Source organism: Faecalibacterium duncaniae, from assembly GCF_010509575.1.
Lineage (GTDB): Bacteria > Bacillota > Clostridia > Oscillospirales > Ruminococcaceae > Faecalibacterium > Faecalibacterium duncaniae.
This window is the reverse complement of sequence record NZ_CP048437.1, coordinates 1,703,273-1,720,338: the sequence shown is the minus strand read 5'-3', so window position 1 is coordinate 1,720,338 and position 17,066 is coordinate 1,703,273. Positions and strand designations below refer to the sequence as shown.

General features: G+C 54.5%; 22 protein-coding genes. 10 read left to right on the top strand and 12 right to left on the bottom strand.

Annotation, left to right across the window (positions count from 1 at the left end):
• Position 1: 1 nt before the first annotated feature.
• The 3 genes from GXM22_RS08355 to mobQ all read left to right on the top strand — a co-directional run bounded on the left by GXM22_RS08355 (position 2) and on the right by mobQ (position 2,414).
• A complete protein-coding gene (locus GXM22_RS08355) occupies positions 2-463 on the top strand; it encodes an RNA polymerase sigma factor (RefSeq protein WP_035394327.1) in 462 nt (153 codons plus the stop codon).
• A 28-nt stretch (positions 464-491) separates the two neighbouring features.
• A complete protein-coding gene (locus GXM22_RS08350) occupies positions 492-782 on the top strand; it encodes a DUF3847 domain-containing protein (RefSeq protein ID WP_005933556.1) in 291 nt (96 codons plus the stop codon).
• Positions 783-968: 186 nt separating this feature from the next.
• Positions 969-2,414, top strand: coding sequence for a MobQ family relaxase (gene mobQ / locus GXM22_RS08345; RefSeq protein ID WP_007037415.1), 1,446 nt, complete (start codon positions 969-971; stop codon positions 2,412-2,414).
• A 107-nt stretch (positions 2,415-2,521) separates the two neighbouring features.
• Here the strand turns inward: mobQ and GXM22_RS08340 are convergent, their stop codons facing one another.
• Both GXM22_RS08340 and GXM22_RS08335 read right to left on the bottom strand, forming a co-directional pair.
• The gene (locus GXM22_RS08340) at positions 2,522-2,812 is read right to left on the bottom strand and encodes a type II toxin-antitoxin system YafQ family toxin (protein WP_002596328.1); all 291 of its coding nucleotides are present in this window, start codon (positions 2,810-2,812) and stop codon (positions 2,522-2,524) included.
• Positions 2,809-3,087, bottom strand: coding sequence for a type II toxin-antitoxin system RelB/DinJ family antitoxin (locus GXM22_RS08335; protein ID WP_005924829.1), 279 nt, complete (start codon positions 3,085-3,087; stop codon positions 2,809-2,811). The genes GXM22_RS08340 and GXM22_RS08335 overlap by 4 nt, the downstream gene beginning before the upstream one ends.
• 126 nt (positions 3,088-3,213) lie before the next feature.
• Between GXM22_RS08335 and GXM22_RS08330 the strand changes: the two genes are divergently transcribed.
• The 5 genes from GXM22_RS08330 (at position 3,214) to GXM22_RS08310 (ending at position 6,016) form a co-directional block, all read left to right on the top strand.
• Positions 3,214-3,612: a cysteine-rich VLP domain-containing protein gene (locus GXM22_RS08330; protein ID WP_005933550.1), complete on the top strand. Its 399-nt coding sequence runs from the start codon at positions 3,214-3,216 to the stop codon at positions 3,610-3,612.
• Positions 3,613-3,725: 113 nt separating this feature from the next.
• Positions 3,726-4,475: a phage replisome organizer N-terminal domain-containing protein gene (locus tag GXM22_RS08325; protein ID WP_005933547.1), complete on the top strand. Its 750-nt coding sequence runs from the start codon at positions 3,726-3,728 to the stop codon at positions 4,473-4,475.
• A complete protein-coding gene (locus tag GXM22_RS08320) occupies positions 4,472-5,335 on the top strand; it encodes an ATP-binding protein (protein WP_005933545.1) in 864 nt (287 codons plus the stop codon). The genes GXM22_RS08325 and GXM22_RS08320 overlap by 4 nt, the downstream gene beginning before the upstream one ends.
• Positions 5,336-5,399: 64 nt before the next feature.
• The gene (locus tag GXM22_RS08315; RefSeq protein ID WP_015521917.1) at positions 5,400-5,573 is read left to right on the top strand and encodes a transposon-encoded TnpW family protein; all 174 of its coding nucleotides are present in this window, start codon (positions 5,400-5,402) and stop codon (positions 5,571-5,573) included.
• 77 nt (positions 5,574-5,650) lie between these two features.
• Entirely contained in the window at positions 5,651-6,016 is a 366-nt protein-coding gene (locus GXM22_RS08310; protein WP_014080225.1) for a hypothetical protein, read from the top strand.
• Between the two features lie 107 nt (positions 6,017-6,123).
• On the opposite strand, the gene GXM22_RS08305 is transcribed toward GXM22_RS08310, so the two are convergent.
• The 10 genes from GXM22_RS08305 to rpsF all read right to left on the bottom strand — a co-directional run bounded on the left by GXM22_RS08305 (position 6,124) and on the right by rpsF (position 14,510).
• Positions 6,124-6,438: a hypothetical protein gene (locus GXM22_RS08305; protein WP_050762801.1), complete on the bottom strand. Its 315-nt coding sequence runs from the start codon at positions 6,436-6,438 to the stop codon at positions 6,124-6,126.
• A 39-nt stretch (positions 6,439-6,477) separates the two neighbouring features.
• Entirely contained in the window at positions 6,478-6,924 is a 447-nt protein-coding gene (locus GXM22_RS08300; RefSeq protein ID WP_005933531.1) for a hypothetical protein, read from the bottom strand.
• Between the two features lie 319 nt (positions 6,925-7,243).
• Complete coding sequence (gene malQ / locus GXM22_RS08295; RefSeq protein WP_035394323.1) at positions 7,244-8,722, bottom strand: 4-alpha-glucanotransferase; 1,479 nt, start codon at positions 8,720-8,722, stop codon at positions 7,244-7,246.
• A 13-nt stretch (positions 8,723-8,735) separates the two neighbouring features.
• On the bottom strand, positions 8,736-9,578 hold the full coding sequence (locus tag GXM22_RS08290; RefSeq protein ID WP_005933526.1) for a carbohydrate ABC transporter permease: 843 nt from the start codon (positions 9,576-9,578) through the stop codon (positions 8,736-8,738).
• Positions 9,578-10,429: a carbohydrate ABC transporter permease gene (locus GXM22_RS08285; protein ID WP_005933523.1), complete on the bottom strand. Its 852-nt coding sequence runs from the start codon at positions 10,427-10,429 to the stop codon at positions 9,578-9,580. Before GXM22_RS08285 ends, GXM22_RS08290 begins: the two co-directional genes overlap by 1 nt.
• A gap of 96 nt (positions 10,430-10,525) precedes the next feature.
• On the bottom strand, positions 10,526-11,866 hold the full coding sequence (locus tag GXM22_RS08280; RefSeq protein WP_005933521.1) for an ABC transporter substrate-binding protein: 1,341 nt from the start codon (positions 11,864-11,866) through the stop codon (positions 10,526-10,528).
• Between the two features lie 60 nt (positions 11,867-11,926).
• Entirely contained in the window at positions 11,927-12,943 is a 1,017-nt protein-coding gene (locus GXM22_RS08275) for a LacI family DNA-binding transcriptional regulator (protein ID WP_005933519.1), read from the bottom strand.
• Between the two features lie 468 nt (positions 12,944-13,411).
• Positions 13,412-13,669 (bottom strand): 30S ribosomal protein S18, encoded by a 258-nt coding sequence (gene rpsR / locus GXM22_RS08270; RefSeq protein ID WP_050762800.1) that lies wholly within the window; start codon positions 13,667-13,669, stop codon positions 13,412-13,414.
• Positions 13,670-13,715: 46 nt separating this feature from the next.
• Positions 13,716-14,195: a single-stranded DNA-binding protein gene (locus tag GXM22_RS08265; protein WP_005933513.1), complete on the bottom strand. Its 480-nt coding sequence runs from the start codon at positions 14,193-14,195 to the stop codon at positions 13,716-13,718.
• Positions 14,196-14,225: 30 nt separating this feature from the next.
• Positions 14,226-14,510, bottom strand: coding sequence for a 30S ribosomal protein S6 (gene rpsF, locus GXM22_RS08260; RefSeq protein ID WP_005933510.1), 285 nt, complete (start codon positions 14,508-14,510; stop codon positions 14,226-14,228).
• Positions 14,511-14,836: 326 nt separating this feature from the next.
• Here rpsF and GXM22_RS08255 point away from each other — a divergent pair, with 326 nt between their 5' ends.
• Positions 14,837-16,033 (top strand): cation:proton antiporter, encoded by a 1,197-nt coding sequence (locus GXM22_RS08255; protein ID WP_005933507.1) that lies wholly within the window; start codon positions 14,837-14,839, stop codon positions 16,031-16,033.
• 261 nt (positions 16,034-16,294) lie between these two features.
• On the top strand, positions 16,295-17,053 hold the full coding sequence (locus tag GXM22_RS08250) for an RICIN domain-containing protein (RefSeq protein WP_005933505.1): 759 nt from the start codon (positions 16,295-16,297) through the stop codon (positions 17,051-17,053).
• Positions 17,054-17,066 lie beyond the last annotated feature (13 nt).

Genomic DNA, 17,066 nt, shown 5'->3' with positions numbered 1-17,066 from the left:
TATGCAGACCATCAATCTCAAACAATATTATCCATTTTGCAAAGAGGACATTTTTGTGGAGGTGTCCGATGAGATCGTCGAAGCGTTTCTTCTGGATAAGAGAGCCGAGGCCGCCAGAGAACGCAAGATGTTCCGGTATAAGGCGTTTTACTCCCTCGATTGTAACGATGGAATCGAAAATGCTGCAATCGGCTGGGCGCAGCCATCGCCGGAGGATCATCTGATAGAAAAAGAAGAATTAGCCGAATACGAAGAACTGATACGGCGATTGTATGAAGCCATTTCTTCCCTGCCGCCTATGCAGGCTCGCCGTGTCCACGCCCGCTATATGCTGGGTATGAAAGTGAAAGATATTGCCGCAATGGAGGGTATCACACCATCACAGGCGGGAAAATCCATCCACGCTGCACTGCGGAGGCTGCGCCGGTACTTTGCGCGTCAGAAATGGACGGTCAATCTATAAGCGTTTCCAAAGAAAAGAGGTGCATGACATGAACGAAAAAATTACAGCCCAACCCCCAAAAGAAGAACGGCAGGAAGTCCTGAAGGAGATCCGGCAGCTTGAAAACCGCAAGAAGATTTTGGAGAACAAGCAACGAAACGAAGAACGCAGGGTTCGCACCCGCCGCCTGATTGAGCGCGGAGCCATTTTGGAGGGGATTTTCCCGCTGGCTTCCAGCCTTTCCGGCGCAGAGGTCAAAGCATTTCTGATTGCCCTGTCCTATCTTCCGGGGGCTGCGGAATTGACTGCAAACCTGCCAAAATCCGGGGATATGCCATAAGTCCCTTGTTTACAAGGGCGCACTTATACACCGTTGCCGGTGCTGTGCGCCCTGCCGGGGGCGTTGCGTACTTCGTCCGCGATGGGAAGCTACGCTCCCCAAACCCCTTGTGTGCTCTGCGCAGCCAAACACCCGCTTTGCGTTTGTCCGGCTCCACAGAGCCTGTTATCCCCTCACTGAAAGGAGGTGTTCCCCATAGATTTCTGTCATATCCCCGTCAGTATCATCAAGCGCAGCGCAGGCCGTTCAGCCGTTGCCGCAGCTGCTTACCGCAGTGGAACCAAGCTGACAAATGAATGGGACGGAATGATCCACGACTACACCCGGAAAGGCGGCATTGTCCATGCGGAGATCATGCTGCCTGCCCACGCCCCGCCGGAATTTGCAGACCGTTCTATCCTCTGGAACAGCGTGGAGCAAATCGAGAAAGCAAGAGACAGCCAGCTTGCCCGCGAGATTGAGGCAGCTTTACCCCGTGAACTGTCCGGCGAACAACAGCTTGCCCTTGTGCGTGCCTATGTGAAGGACAACTTTGTAGACAAAGGAATGTGCGCCGACTTTGCTATCCATGACAAGGGAACCGGCAACCCTCATGTCCATATCATGCTGACGCTCCGGCCGTTGAAAGAAAATGGACAGTGGGGCGCAAAGTGCCGCAAGGCATACGATCTGGACGAGAATGGACAGCGTATCCCGGATGGGAAAGGCGGCTGGAAAAATCATCGGGAGGATACGACCGACTGGAACGATAAAGGAAATGTGGAGATTTGGCGGGCAGCGTGGGCAGCCTACACCAACCGGGCACTGGAATCTGCCGGTAGACCGGAGCGTATTGACCACCGCAGCTACAAGCGGCAGGGCATTGATAAAATTCCCTCTGTCCATCTGGGGCCAGCTGCCAGCCAAATGGAAAAGCGCGGTATCCGCACCGACAAGGGGGAAGTAAACCGACAGATCGTCGCCGACAACAAGCTGCTGAAAGAAATCAAAGCTCGCATTACCCGTCTTTATCGCTGGTCGAAAGCGGAAGCGGAAAAACCACAAACGCAGCAAAGCAGCTTGACCGCCTTGTGGGAAGCCCAACAGCAGTTGAACGCTCCCCGCACCCGCACCGGCAAAATCCGGGCTTTGCAGGAAAGCGCTGCACTATTCAGCTTTTTGCAGGTAAACGGCATCCAGTCTATGCAGCAGCTTCATGAAAAAATCGCTGATATGAACAGCTGTTACTATGACCTGCGGGGAAAGATCGTCAAGGCTGAGCGCCGGATCGCCATTCTTACCGAACGCGGGGAGATGTGGGAACAGTACAACCAGTACAAGTCCATCCACAAGCAGCTTGCCAAAGTAAAACCGGAAAAACGGGAACAGTTTGAGCAGCGCCACAGCCGGGAACTGATCCTGTATGATGCAGCAGCCCGGTATCTGAAAGAACTGAAAGACAGCGGCGAGGGGATCACCCCGAAGGCATGGCAGCGGGAAATCGACCAGCTGGCCGCCGGAAAGCAGACGGACACGCTTGCCATGAAATCCATGCGGGAGGAGTTGAAAGCAGTGGAACGGCTCCGCAAAACCGCCGAGCAGCTGTCCCGACAGGAAAGGGACAAGTCTCACGACCGTGGGCCGGAGCGGTAAAGGCTACCGCGTTTTGGCGTACCCCTGTCAAGTGCGTCGCGTTTCACGACATACTTTTGCATACAGAAAAACCGTCGTACAGGTTTCCCCATACGGCGGCAGACTGTTTATTTGCCGAACAAGTCGCTGTGTGTGCCGGTGCGGGCCAGCGTCAGCACCAGAACATCATCCTCTATGCGATAGACAAGCAGCCAGTCCGGGAGAATATGACATTCCCGATGACCTGCCCAATCGCCGGACAGGTCATGGTCACGGTTCTTATCCGGCAGCGGTTCGCCCATTGCCAGCAATGCTACGACCTGCTCCAGCAGCTCAATCTTCAAGCCACGCTTGATGGCTCGTTTGTAGTCCTTTTTGAAACTGGTCGTGTACTTGACGGTATATTTGGTTTCTTTCATCTTTTCAGGTCAGCAAATAACTCGTCAAGGTCATTGTAGCCCTTTACAGACGGGTCTTTTGCAATCCTTTCCGCTTCCAGCATGGCAGCAACCGTTTCTTTGTTCGGCTGTTCCAGCCTTACTTCAAAGGGAATGCCGCCTTCACGAAGCGACTGGCGCACAAAGATGTTAAACGCCGTAGTCAGGTTCATGCCAAGTTCCGTAAACAGTGCGTCCGCCTGCGCTTTCAAATCTGCGTCCATGCGGATACTGATGTTTGTGGTATTTCCAGCCATACGATCAACCCCTTTCTGCTGGCAATTATAGTATATGCCATTTGCACGAAGAAAACAATACTTTGCACGAATATTTAACAATAAATTCATTCAAGGAGGTTACCTGCTTTATGAAAGAAATCATTTATGAAGAACAACAAGACTGAACCTATCCCTGTCATGGATTACCGCCAGTACCGCAGAGCGCGGAAACTGGTGCATGAGTGCTGCAACTACATTGCCGGAAACTGTATCGCCCTGGACGATGGGGAGGAATGTATCTGTGTCCAGTCCATTTCCTACTCCCTGTTGTGCAGGTGGTTTCGGGCGGCGGTATTGCCGCAGGATAAGGAACTGGAAACGGCGCTGTTCCACCGGCTGAATGCTAAGAAATGCGCCGTATGCGGGGCGCTGTTTACCCCCGGTTCTAACCGGGCTAAATACTGCCCGGAATGTGCCGCACGCATGAAGCGGATTAACGCCGCAAAGCGCAAGCGGAAACAACGGGAGAAATGTCACGCTTTAGGGGCTGAAAAACCCTTGTAAATCAAGGCTTTTTTTGAGGGTGTCAAAGGCAGTCTGATAGATTTATCCTCTGACCCCTAAAATAGCCTTAAAATGCGTACAGAATCCCAAAAGAACCCCTAAGGAGGAACCCTATGTCAGACAATCGAAAATATTATTACCTGAAACTCAAAGAAAACTATTTTGATGATGATTCCATCGTGCTGCTGGAAAGTATGCAGGACGGTGTGCTGTATTCCAACATTCTGCTCAAGCTGTACCTGAAATCGCTGAAACATGGCGGGCGGCTCCAGCTTGACGAGGACATCCCTTACACAGCGCAGATGATCGCTACCATTACCCGCCAGCAGATCGGCACTGTGGAGAGAGCCTTGCAGATCTTTTTGAAGCTGGGTCTTGTGGAAGTGCTGGACAGCGGCACATTCTACATGAGCAACATCGAACTTTTAATAGGCCAGTCCTCTACCGAGGCCGAGCGAAAGCGGGCTGCAAGGCTTCAAAATAAGGCTCTTTCTGCGCTCCGGACAAGTGGCGGACATTTGTCCGACATTCGTCCACCAGAGATAGAGATAGAGTTAGAGAAAGAGATAGAGATAAAGAGAGAGATAGAGAAGGTACGCCCTGAAACGGGGCACCCTTCCCACACCTATGGCCGTTACCAGAATGTTTTCCTGACGGATGAAGAACTGGCAGACTTGCAGGTCAGCTTTCCTGCTGTATGGGAACAGTACATCGAAAAGCTGTCCGAGTACATGGCTTCTACTGGCAAGCGTTATCAGAGCCATGCAGCGACCATCCGGCGTTGGGCCGGTGAGGACGCTAAAAAAACGGTCACACCCTCACGCAACCGGGATTACAGCGTAAAGGAGGATGAAACTGTATGATTGAGATTACCGCAGAAATCCGGGCATTCATCGACAAGGCAGCTGCCGGTGTGGAATTGGCTGAGGACGAGTATATAGACCCGTCAGACGGGCTCATTCACTGTAAGAAATGCGGCGGCCAGAGGCAGACCGTTGTGCCATGCTTCGGGAAATCCGGCTACTTTATGCCGCACTGCATCTGCCAGTGCCAGCGGGAGGCTGAGGAGCAGCGCAAGGCTGCTGAAGAACGGCAGCGCCGCATGGAGCGTATCAAACGCCGAAAGGCACAGGGCCTGCAAGACCGTTATCTGTACGACTACACATTTTCCAATGATAACAGGCAAAACCCATTGATGGACAAGGCTCATGCCTATGTGGAGAACTGGAAAGAGGCATATAAGAGCAATATCGGGCTTTTACTGTTTGGAGATGTGGGAACCGGCAAGTCTTTTTTCGCCGGATGTATTGCCAACGCTCTACTTGACCAGGATGTGCCGGTGCTGATGACGAACTTCCCCACCATTCTGAACCGCCTGACAGGGATGTTCTCTGAGGACAGGTCAGAGTTTATTGCCAGCTTTGACGAATATGACCTGCTTATCATTGACGATCTGGGTGTAGAGCGCAGTACCGAATATGCTATGGAGCAGATGTTTTTCGTCATCGACAGCCGCTATCGCAGCCGAAGACCCATGATTATCACAACAAACTTGAAACTGTCCGAGCTGAAAAATCCGCCTGATCTGGCCCACGCCCGTATCTATGACCGTATTTTGGAACGGTGTGCGCCGATCCTCTTTGACGGGAAGAATTTCCGGGAAGAAAATGCCGGTGTCACCCGACAGGCAGCAAAAGACATTGTAAACAGTAAGCACGATTGATTTTTTACCGGGCGGCACAGACCCGTTCGGAGAAAGGAGCGCTATGAACAAAGAACCCCGTACTATGCAGATGGCAGACGCCGCTGCTGCGGCCAGAGCGCCGGAAAACACGCCAGCGATGGTAAAGAAAATCGGCAAGACGACCTACAAGGTTCATGTCCATTTCAGCAATACCAGCACAGAAACCATGAGCGATAAAATCAAGCGTATGCTCAAAAATGAAATTCAGCAGATGTGACAGACTGATAAACTAAGCCGCCTTGTGCTAAACTGATGATGGTACGCACCAAAATTTTTGTCAAGGAGGACATGAAAATGCTTTACACAGAAAAAGAGAAACATGAAATTGAGCGAGTAAAGGAAGTCTTTGCGGAACATCTGCGGCAAAGCCCTGATTTTGAATTGCTCTGGTCGGACAAGGTGGGCTATGTCTGGCTGACGATTGGCGTAAATCCAGTCTATGTGGATACCGGTATCAGGATAGAATCTGCCGCCGATCTCTGCGGCAAGTGTTTGGATGATGTTGCTACGGATGTTTTATATATGACTGGCAACGATCATGCACTGGAAGCAGCCGACCCGCTGGAGTTAGCCGAAATCAAGCGGCTCTGGGAGCCATATATCAACCAGCTGCCAGACTATGCGTATCTCTGCAAAGACCTGCTGAACGGAAAAATGTAATCTGTTAAATGAGGTGTCAGGAGCCATACAGTGCTTCTGGCACCTTTTGTGAGTTTTCTGTGAATTTGATTAAAAAGTCCTTGACAATTTGTCTCTGGGAAAACGGCTCAGATACCGCGCTGCTGCTGTTTCTGGCGCATTTCATCCGTGAAATTAGAAACGGCAGAGAAGGTATCATCGTGATAACCGAACCAGTTGGACAGGTTCTTGTAAATGTTCTCTACAAACCGGTAGCCGGAAGCAACAACATTGAACAGGAGCAGAGGTACAAACGAGATGGAGATGGAGAGGATACCCCCCTGAAAGAAGAAATCGTCCAGGTGGAGGTTATCCGTAAAGCTGTCCAATGCATCTCCCAGTTCTCCGCCGCCAAAGATCTCCGGCAGCTCTTCTTCCGGAAGCGTTGCATAAGATGCAGGCATACGCAAGTTTTCCATAAAAGGTTCCTTTCAAAGATTTACTCAGGCGGCCAGAGCTGCTGTACCTGCGGCCTGTGCCTGATTTTTGGCTTCGCTCTCGTTGTAGATGTTCCGCATATCGTTGTAGATGGACAGGAAGCTCTCAATGGCAGACCTAGCCCAGTAGTAGACATAAACGCCTGCAAAACCGGCAGCAACCACAGTCATGGTCTTGCCCACGGGAGTCTGGCGGCCCCAATAATGCTCAATGGCACCCATCGTGGTCAGACCATCGTTTCGCATGTCAATGATACCGGCAATGGTGTTGCTGATGGCAGCCTGACCCAGCATACGGACCAGGTTGACACCGACATTGACGGTGAAATTCAGGACATCCTGCGCGTTGATATTCAGCTCAAAAGCGCCGCCAACGGTGTAGACCATTTCATCTTCGGAGAGAACCGCATAGGATGCGGGCAGCTGCATCGTGCTCTGATAGGTAAATTCCATGGTGGAAAACTCCTTTCGTTCGTAAAATCCGCGCAAAGGCGGACGTGAAGCTAATTGGATTATAGCATAATTGCCCAAAAACAACAAGAGAGCGATGAAACCCAAAATGCGAAAGAATTGTGAAGATACTGTGGCTGTTTTGTAAAAAAGAAACGGCTCTGCGCGGAAATATGTGGAACGTCCTGTGCGGGATGCGGCGAAAAAATGTTGTGTGAAAATTGAAAATAATGCAAAAAGAGACGGCGGGCACCAGTTCCTCCGGAAAGGAGGGGCCAGGGCCTGCCGTCTTTGTATGGGGAGAAAAGAAGAAGGAAACGTTTTAGCAGTCTGCCGCAGCCGGGACCCGGTCATACAGTGCTGTCAGATCGGCAATGTGCTCGGCCAGCAGACTGGTAAGCGGGGTATCCAGCCGCCACTGCCAGTTGGCTCCCTGGGTGCTGGGGGTGTTGATGCGGGCCTCCGCGCCCAGATGCAGCCAGTCGGCCATGGGGATGATGGCCATATCCGAAACACTGGCAAGGCAGGCGCAGATCATAGCCTCTGTCAGATCCTCGGGCAGGCAGCGCAGGTAACGGCAGGCATAGTGGACATCCTCGGGACTGGCAGACTGCCGCCAGCCTTCGGTGGTCACATTGTCATGGGTGCCGGTGTAGACCACGCTGTTGTGAGGGTAGGTGTAGGGAAGATAGTTGCCCGGTTCCCGGCTGTCAAAGGCAAACTGCATGATTTTCATGCCCGGATAGCCGCTGGCAGCCAGCATGGTCTTGACCTCAGGGGTCAGGTATCCCAGATCCTCTGCAATGATGCCGCCCTGACCCAGGGTCTCGTGGATGGCATTGATGAAGGCGCGATCCGGCCCCTTTTCCCAGTGGCCACCCGCCGCTGTCTTGTTTCCGGCAGGGATGGCGTAGTAGCTCTCAAAACCACGGAAGTGGTCGATGCGCACGACATCATAAATGGAAGTAGCGTGCCGCATCCGGCGCTTCCACCAGGCGAAATCCTCGGCCTTGTGGCGGGGCCAGTCGTAGAGCGGATTGCCCCAGAGCTGACCGTCTGCCGCAAAGGCATCCGGGGGGCAGCCTGCCACCTGCGTCAGGTGGGTCTGGCCGTCGGTCTGGAAGAGCTCCGGCCGTGTCCACAGATCGCTGGAATCCGGGCTGACGTAGATGGGGATATCTCCCACCAGCTGGATTCCCTTGCCGTTGGCATAGGCTTTCAGGGCGTTCCACTGGGTGTAGAAGAAGAACTGCACCGCCTTGAAATAATCCACCTGCCCGGCCAGACGCTCCCTGGCAGCGGCTACGGCAGCAGGCTGGCGGGTGCGCAGGTCATCCGGCCAGTCACACAGGCCTGCCTGTCCCTGTTCGGCCTTGATGGCCATGAACAGGGCGTAATCGTCCAGCCAGAAGCTCTGTGCCGTGCAGAAGTCTTTGTACTCCACGCTGGCTGCTGCCAGCAGGCGGTCAGCGGCTTTTTGCAGCACCACCGGGCGCTGCTGGTAGAGCACGCCGTAGTCCACCGGTCCAACCGGAACCTCAGCGGGAATCTCATCGGCGGTCAGATAGCCCTGCTCGTGCAGGACACGGAAATCGATAAAGTAGGGATTTCCGGCAAAGGCGGAAAAGCTCTGGTAGGGGCTGTCACCGTAGCCGGTGGGGCCAATGGGCAGGATCTGCCAATAGGTCTGCTTTGCACGGGCCAGAAAATCCACGAACGCAAAGGCTTCTTCCCCCAGCGTGCCGATGCCAAAGGGCCCCGGCAGACTAAAAACGGGCATCAGAATGCCGCATGCTCGCATGGTGAACTCCTCCTTAGCCCTTGACAGCGCCTGCAACAACACCCTCAATGATGTATTTCTGGCAGGTCATGTACAGGATGATGATGGGGATAATGGCGATGATGATGCAGGCCATCATGGGAGCCAGCTCCACACGGCCATAGCCGCCGCGGAAGTACTGGATCGCCATGGGGATGGTGCGGTACTTCTTGATATCCAGCACCAGAGTAGGCAGCAGGTAGTCGTTCCAGACCCACATGGTTTCCAGAATGGCGGTGGAGATCATGGTAGGCTTCAGGATGGGGAACACGACCTTGAAGAAGATCTGGATGGGGTTGCAGCCGTCGATCATGGCCGCTTCCTCAATCTCCATGGGAACGCTCTTCATAAAGCCGGTGAACATGAACACGGCCAGACCGGCGCCAAAGCCCAGGTAGATGATGCAGATGTTCCAAGGGGTGTTCAGCTTGAGGGTATCTGCGGTCTTGGACAGAGTGAACATGACCATCTGGAAGGGGACGACCATCGAGAACACGATGAGCAGGTTCATAAACTTGCTGAGCTTGTTGTTCACGCGGGTCAGGTACCAGCCTGTCATGGAGCAGCACAGCAGGATGAGGGCCACGCTGGAAACGGTGATGACGAGGCTGTAGCCCAAACTGGAAAGGAAGCCCATTTTGATCACGCCGTAGACGTAGTTGGAAAGGCCAGCAAAGGTCTCACTGGTGGGCAGCTGGAACACGGTAGAGGTGGTAAAGGTGCCCTCTTTTTTCAGGCTGTTCAGCAGGATCAGGACGATGGGGTAGATCCACAGCAGGCAAAGCAGGGCCATGATGACGGTGAGAGTGTTATCCCACAACTTTTTCTGTTTAATCATTACTGCTGGACCTCCTTAGAACGGGTGAAGTGGAGCTGCGCCAGAGAGATGACCACAACGATCAGGAAGAATACCACAGCCTTTGCCTGGCCGATGCCTTTCCACTGAGCACCGGAGCGGCCATAGAAGGTGTTGTAGATGTTCAAGGCCAGCATTTCACTGGCGTTGGCAGGTTCGCCTGCGGTCAGAGCAACGTTCTGGTCGAACAGCTTGAAGCTGTTGGTCAGGGTCAGGAAGGTGCAGATGGTGATGCTGGGCATGACCATGGGCAGCTTGATCTTGAACAGGATCTCGCGGTCAGATGCACCGTCGATCTTAGCAGCTTCGATCAGGTCGCCGGGCACGCTCTGCAGACCGGCCACGTAGATGATCATCATATAACCGATCTGCTGCCAGCACATCAGAATGACCAGACCGACAAAACCGGCCTTGGCATCCAGCGCCAGCAGGGGCTTCTGCAGGTTTGCCAGCACGCCGTTGAGCAGGATCTGCCAGATGTAGCCCAGCAGGATGCCGCCGATCAGGTTGGGCATAAAGTAGACGGTACGGAAAATGTTGGTACCCTTGATGCCGCGGGTCAGCACGATTGCAATGGCAAAGGCACAGACATTGATAAGCACAGTGGAGATCACGGTAAACGCTGCCGTAAAGCCGAACGCATGCAGGAAGGTGGAATCCTGGAACACGGAAATATAGTTCTGGATGCCCACAAAGGTGGTCTTGCTCACCGTGGTGAAGCGCTGGAAGGAAAGGAAGATGCCCCAGATAAAGGGCCAGATAAAGCCGATGATGAACGCGATCAGCGTAGGAAGCACGAACACCGGCCAATATTTGCTGATGGCCTTTTGCATGATATACCTCCAAAACAAAAGGAGGCGGGCGAACAGCTCGCCCGCCTCCCATTACGGTTTACACAAATAAAAGGGGAAAGAGAAAACCGAGAATGCTTAGCCGTTTGCCAGCTTGTACTCCTTAGCCCAGCCATCGACGAAAGCGGTCACAACGCCGTTCCAGTCGCCGGTGCCTGCTGCGTAAGCGGTCAGAGCGGAACCAACGCCGTTCTTCCACTCCTCGGAAGGCATGGTGGAGAAGCACCAGTCAACACTGGTCTTGCCAGCTGCAACGTAGTCGTTTGCAATGGTGATCAGGGGGTTGGTGGAGTCCTTAGCCTTCTTGAAGGGGATGACGAAGCCCATCTTGTCAGCCATTGCGCTGGTGCCGGTCTCGGAGGTGACACACCAGTACAGGAAGTCCAGAGTAGCCTGAATGTCGGCATCAGAAGAAGCGTTGTTCACGCACCAGAAGTTCTCGGAACCGGTGCACAGACCCTGATTCTCCTCGCCATCCACGCCGATGTAGATGGGCAGCATACCCAGGTTGTCGTCGCCCAGATCCTTCACGTCATTGTAAGCCCAGGTGCCGTTCTGATAGAAGACAGCCTTCTTGCCCACGAACTCGGCCACAGCGTCGTTGCCGGTCTTGGAAGCCAGCAGGGTAGGATCGCAGGTGGAATCGGTGATGTACAGATCCCAAATCTGCTTGTAGTTGTCCAGATAGGTGCCCTTGATGGCGTCGGTGGAGCCGATGCCGTCTGCCTTGTACTCGTAGTAGATGGGCAGGTTTGCCAGATGGGTCTTGAAGCGCCAGTCAGAAGAACCGTCCATGCCAGCGGAGGTGAAAGCACCGTCCACGCCCAGCTCGGCCTTGCGTGCCTGGATATCGTCAGCGACCTTCTTCAGATCGTCAAAGCCCTTGATATCGTCCTGGGTGTAACCAGCGGCGCTCAGCAGCTCCTTGTTGTAGATGATGCCGTAGGTCTCAATGACGTATGCAATGCTGGTGACAGCGTCGCCGTCCTTCAGGGCGAAGGAGTCGCTGGTCAGCTCGCCGTACAGCTTGCTGCCGGACAGGTCGTAGCAGTAATCCTTCCAGTTGGCCAGACCCACAGGGCCGTTGACCTGGAACAGGGTGGGAGCCTCGCTCTTTTCCATCTCGCTCATCAGAGTGGTCTCATACTGGCCGGAAGCGGCGGTGACAACGGTCACAGGCACGCCGGTCTCCTTGGTGTACTCAGCGGCCAGATCCTGCCAATCCTGATCCTGCTCCGGCTTGAAGTTCAGGTAGTAGACCTTGCCGTCAGCCTTTGCAGCGGTCGAAGAACCGGCAGCAGAGCTGGCAGTGGAGGAAGCGGTGGAGCTGGAAGAACCGCCACAGGCAGCCAGACCCAGAGCAGCGGCGGATGCACCGGCCACTTTCAGGAAATTACGACGAGAGATCATCTTTTTCATAGTAGTACTCCTTCTTCTTTTGGTTAATATCTGCCACCGTCCACAGCATGAGGACGGAAGTTAGACTGAATCGTTCCGGCGGCAGGGGCAAACGCTTTCGCCCTGCTGCAATTCCGGCTGGAGCGTGACGGTCTGGGCCGGGGCTCCGTGTTCGATCTGCCGCACCAACAGCTCGATGCTCTGCAGTGCGATCTGTTCACTGGGCTGGACGATGGTGGTCATCACCGGCACGCAGTAGCGGGACATCGTGATGCCATCAAAACCGATCACTGAGACATCCTCCGGCACCCGCATACCTGCGCTCACCAGCGCCCGGATGGCACCAAAGGCGATCACATCGCTCATGGCAAACAGGGCAGTGAACTCGGCCCGGCGGGCCAGCAGACTGTTCATGGCGTGGTAGGCGGACTCGAAATCGTAGTTGCACAGGCCATAGAGTTTATCGTCAAGGACAAGCCCTGCGTCCTCCATGGCATCCTGCGCACCCAAACGGCGCATCCGGCTGGGAAAGCTGGTGGCCGGGCCGCCCAGCACCGCAATCTTGCGGTGCCCCTGTGCGATGAGATGGGAGACTGCCGCTTTTGCTGCGGCCCGGTCATCCACACCCACCATCGAGAGGTTGGGGAAGTCCAACTCATTGGAGACCAGTGTGGCCAGCACGGAGGGAACGGAGATGTTTGCAAAGCCGTTCTGGAAGTTCGTGACACTGCCGCCCAGAAAGATCATGCCCTTGGGCTTGATCTCCCGCAGGATCTTCTCGGCAGCATCGATCTCGTTGGCGTTCTCGTCCAGGTAGGAGACGATGCCGTTGTACCCATACAGGGTAGCGGCCCGCTGCAACTGAACGAGGAAGTCGGAGAAGAAGATGTTCCGGGTCCCCTTGACCACGAACACCAGACTGCGGGATTGCTGGATCTTCAGCTGCCGCGCGTTGGTGTTGGGGGTGAAGCCTGCCTCCCGCATGACCTTGAGCACATGCTCCTTGGTCTCGGGCCGGACATCCGGCCGGTCATTGATGACGCGCGAAATGGTGCTGACAGAACAGCCGCTGATGCGGGCAATGTCCTTGATCGTCATATCGCGTGCCCTCGCTTTCGGTTGGATTATCGGGAACGGTGTCGGGAACGTTTCCAGTGGCTATAGTATGGCACAATTTGTGTAAAAAATCAATCGTATTGGAGCGATTTCGTGAAATGTGTACAAAGAATCGGTTTGACGTTGTGCAGTTTGATTTGCCAACACATCAAAACACCGGCTGATTTCGGAAATTCCCGGTAACATTTCAGGAAATGCCGGGAAAACCGTACCGGTTTGTAACTTTTTGACCGGGTGATGCAATTTTATGGACGAGGGTGATCTGCCCGGAAATTGCGGGAACGGTTCCATAAGATGTTCCCAGAATGCAGTAAAAAGAAACAGGCAGACTACTGAGTGCCGGGAGCACTGCACAAACGAAAGATACAACAAAAAAGCGCTTTCACCTTGTCATCGGTGAAAGCGCTTTGCTGATTGCTGATTATTTTGAATGGGTTGATAAAGTTCTGATTAGTCGCTGACGTAGGGCATCAGAGCAACGTGACGAGCACGCTTGATGGCGGTGGTCAGTGCGCGCTGATGATAAGCGCAGGTGCCGGTCACACGGCGGGGAATGATCTTAGCACGCTCAGAGACGTACTTACGCAGACGAGGCACGTCCTTGTAATCGATGGTGTCGATGCGATCGACACAGAAGCTGCAAACCTTCTTGCGGCCGCGACGCATGGGGCGTGCGGGGCGAGAGCCTTCGGTTCTTTCAAAAGCCATTGCTTATTACCTCCTATAAGAATTGAACGGTCAGACCGTTACGGAATCAGAACGGCAGGTCATCACTGTCATCAATGACAGCAAAATCATCTGCACTGCCGGCGGAATAACTGGGAGCTGCCTCCACAGCAGCCGGACGGGCAGGGGCTGCGTTCTGGTAGGCGGGAGCAGAATTCTGATAATTTGCTCCACCGCCCTGATTGCTGCTCTTGGGGCCTGCAAAGCTGATGTTGTTGGCTACGACTTCCACAGCCGTGCGATTGTTGCCGTTCTTATCCTGATACTGGCGGGTCTGAAGAGAGCCTTCGATGGCGATCAGACTGCCTTTCTGGAAATACTTAGAAACAAACTCGGCCTGAGAACGCCAGGCAACGATATCAATGAAGTCAGCCTGACGCTGCTCACCCTGACGCACAAAATTGCGGTCGCAGGCAATGCGGAAGCTGCACACATTGGTGCCCTGGGGCGTGGTGCGGAGTTCAGGATCCGCCACAAGACGGCCCATGATAGCAACAACATTCAACATTTTACGGTCTCCCTTTCTGTCACGAAAAGATTACTCCTCGTGGGCAACGATCAGGCTGCGCATAACACCTTCAGTGATCTTGTACACACGGTCCAGCTCAGCGGGGAAGCTGGGCTCGCTGGTGAAGTTGATCACAGTGTAAACGCCTTCCTCCTCGTCGTTGATGGGGTAGGCCAGACGGCGCTTGCCCCACTCGTCGATGGAATCGATCGTACCGTTGTTCTCGATCAGGGTCTTGAACTTACCAACCAGAGCGGCGGTAGCCTCCTCGTCGAGAGCGGCGCTGGTAATCAGCATGGTTTCGTACTTTGCCATTTTGTAGCACCTCCTTTTGGACTTAAGGGCCTCAAGGTTATGAGGCCAAGGGTACACACGACATGCGGCATCGCCTGCCGTGTGCGGCGTGTCTGTTCAGACAGCAATTTATTATAGCAAGTCCCTGCTGCTTTGTCAAGCCCTGTGGGCCAAAAATCCGCACAAAAATTTGTGCTGAAGCTTTGGTGAACTTTGTCTGTTTTTTTAACGAGAAAGATTGAAAAGTATTTTGATTTTGGTTCTGAGCGGCGATATAATAAAAAAATAGGGGGTCGGGCGCGGCCGACAGCCCTATTCAATGAAATAAAACGGAGGAAGGTAAATTTATGTATTCTGTTTTTCGGAACCTTGCTATCATCATCCTCAGTGCCAAGTTCTTCGGGCTGGTGTCCCGCAAGTTCAAAGCGCCGCAGGTGGTGGGCGAGATCATCGCGGGCCTGATCATTGGGCCCTGTCTGCTGAACCTTGTGCATATCAGCGATACCATCTCGATCTTCGCAGAGATCGGCGTGGTGCTGCTGATGTTCTCCACGGGCCTTGGCACCAACCTGAAAGAGCTGATCAAGGCAGGCCCCATCGCCACCCTGATCGCCTGTGTGGGCGTGGCGGTGCCGCTGGCAGGGGGCACGCTCCTTTATAGTCTATTCTACGGCTTCTCGGCGTTGGGCAGCCAGGAGTTCTACCGCGCCCTCTTCATCGGTACCATTATGACCGCCACCAGCGTGTCCATCACCGTGGCTACCTTGCAGGAGCTGGGCCACCTGAAGAGCTTCCTTGGCACCACCATCGTCAGTGCCGCCGTTATTGATGATGTCATCGGCATCGTGGTGCTGACCTGCGTGCTGGGAGCAAGCTCCGGCACCGGTACAGGGCTGGGTAAGGTGCTGATGAACACCGTGCTGTTCTTCGCCACCGCCATCGGCGTGGGCATCATTGCCCATTTCGCCATGAAGTGGCTGGACAAGCGCAACCCCCACACCCAGCGCATCACCATCGTCAGTATGGCGTTCTGCTTTGCCATGGCCTACATTGCCGAGGCCTACTTCGGCATTGCAGACATCACCGGTGCCTACATCGCGGGCATCGTCCTGTGCACTCTGGAGGATGCCCCCTATGTGGAGCGCCGGGTGGACATCAGCAACTATGTGCTGTTTGCTCCCATCTTCTTCGCCAGCATCGGCCTGAAGACAGATATCAGCGGCCTGACCCCGGAGATCCTGCTGTTCAGCGTGTGCTTCGTGGTGGTGGCCCTGATCACCAAGATCATCGGCTGCGGGCTGGCGGCCAAGGTCTGCAGGTTCAACTGGGGTGATTCCCTCAAGGTGGGTGTTGGCATGATGACCCGCGGCGAGGTGGCCCTGATCGTGGCCCAGAAGGGCTTGGACATCGGCGTGGTGGATTCCGTCTACTTCACCGCCGTCATTCTGCTCATCGTCGTGTCCAGTGTGGCCACTCCGCTGGCCCTGAAAGCGCTGTTCACCAAAATGCCTGTGCAGCCCCATCCCAGTCAGGCAAAGCAGTAAGGGAGCTCTGCCAGAACCCTTTAGATATTTTCCAAAACGACAGCAGCACCTCACCAGAAATGGCGGGGTGCTGCTGCTTTATGGGGCGAAACGGGGCGAAAAGTTTTCGCAAACGGTGCAAAACGGGCTGAAAAGCGGGGTCCTTTTGTGAATAGTGCTAAAGAAATGGCGAAATCCTTGTAAAAAATAACAGCAGGTGGTATAATTTACCTGTAAAACGAAAATGATTGGCTCAAAAGAAACAAACTTGGAGGGATTTACATGAAAACTGTAGCGCAGACTGTGATCGAGGCAGATCGCTTCTATACCATTGCTGCCAAGGGCGGCAGTGTCATTCAGGCCGTGGAGAAGGCCACCAACGGCGGCGATATCCGCCTGGGCAAGTACGAGCACAAGCCCGAGCAGGAGTGGGCCTTTGTGCGCGAGGGTGACGGCGTGTACCGCATCCGCAACCGCGCATCCGGCAAGCTGATCGATCTGATGATGACCGGCACCGCCAATGGCACCTGGCTGCACCTGTGGGAGGATGTGGGCGGCACCTCTCAGATGTGGGCCGTGGAGCCCACCCCCGCCGGAACCGTCCGTCTGCGCTCTTCCTGGGCCAGCGGCAAGTGCATCGATACCGTGGGCATGGGTGCCAACGATGGTGCCATCCTGCAGATCTGGCAGGAGGCCGCAGGCGATGACCAGCTGTGGACCATTTCCGAGGTGAAGGACCGTGCAAAGCGTGCCCCTGCCAAGAAGGCAGAGGAGCCCGTTGTAGAGGCTGCACCTGTGGTCGAGAGCGCTCCTGCAGAGGAGGCAAAGCCGGAGGTTAAGGAAGAGCCCGTTGTGGAGGAAAAGCCCGTGGAGGAGCCTGCAAAGGCTGAGGAAAAGCCCGCTGAGCCTGTTAAGGCCGAAGAGGTGAAGGCGGAGCCTGTCAAGGCCGCCGCTCCCGCTGCCAAGGCTCCCGCAAAGAAGCCCACCGCCAAAAAGACCAGCCGCGCCGCTCGCAAAAAGGCCGCTGCCGCTAAAAAGTAAGTAATACAAGCAA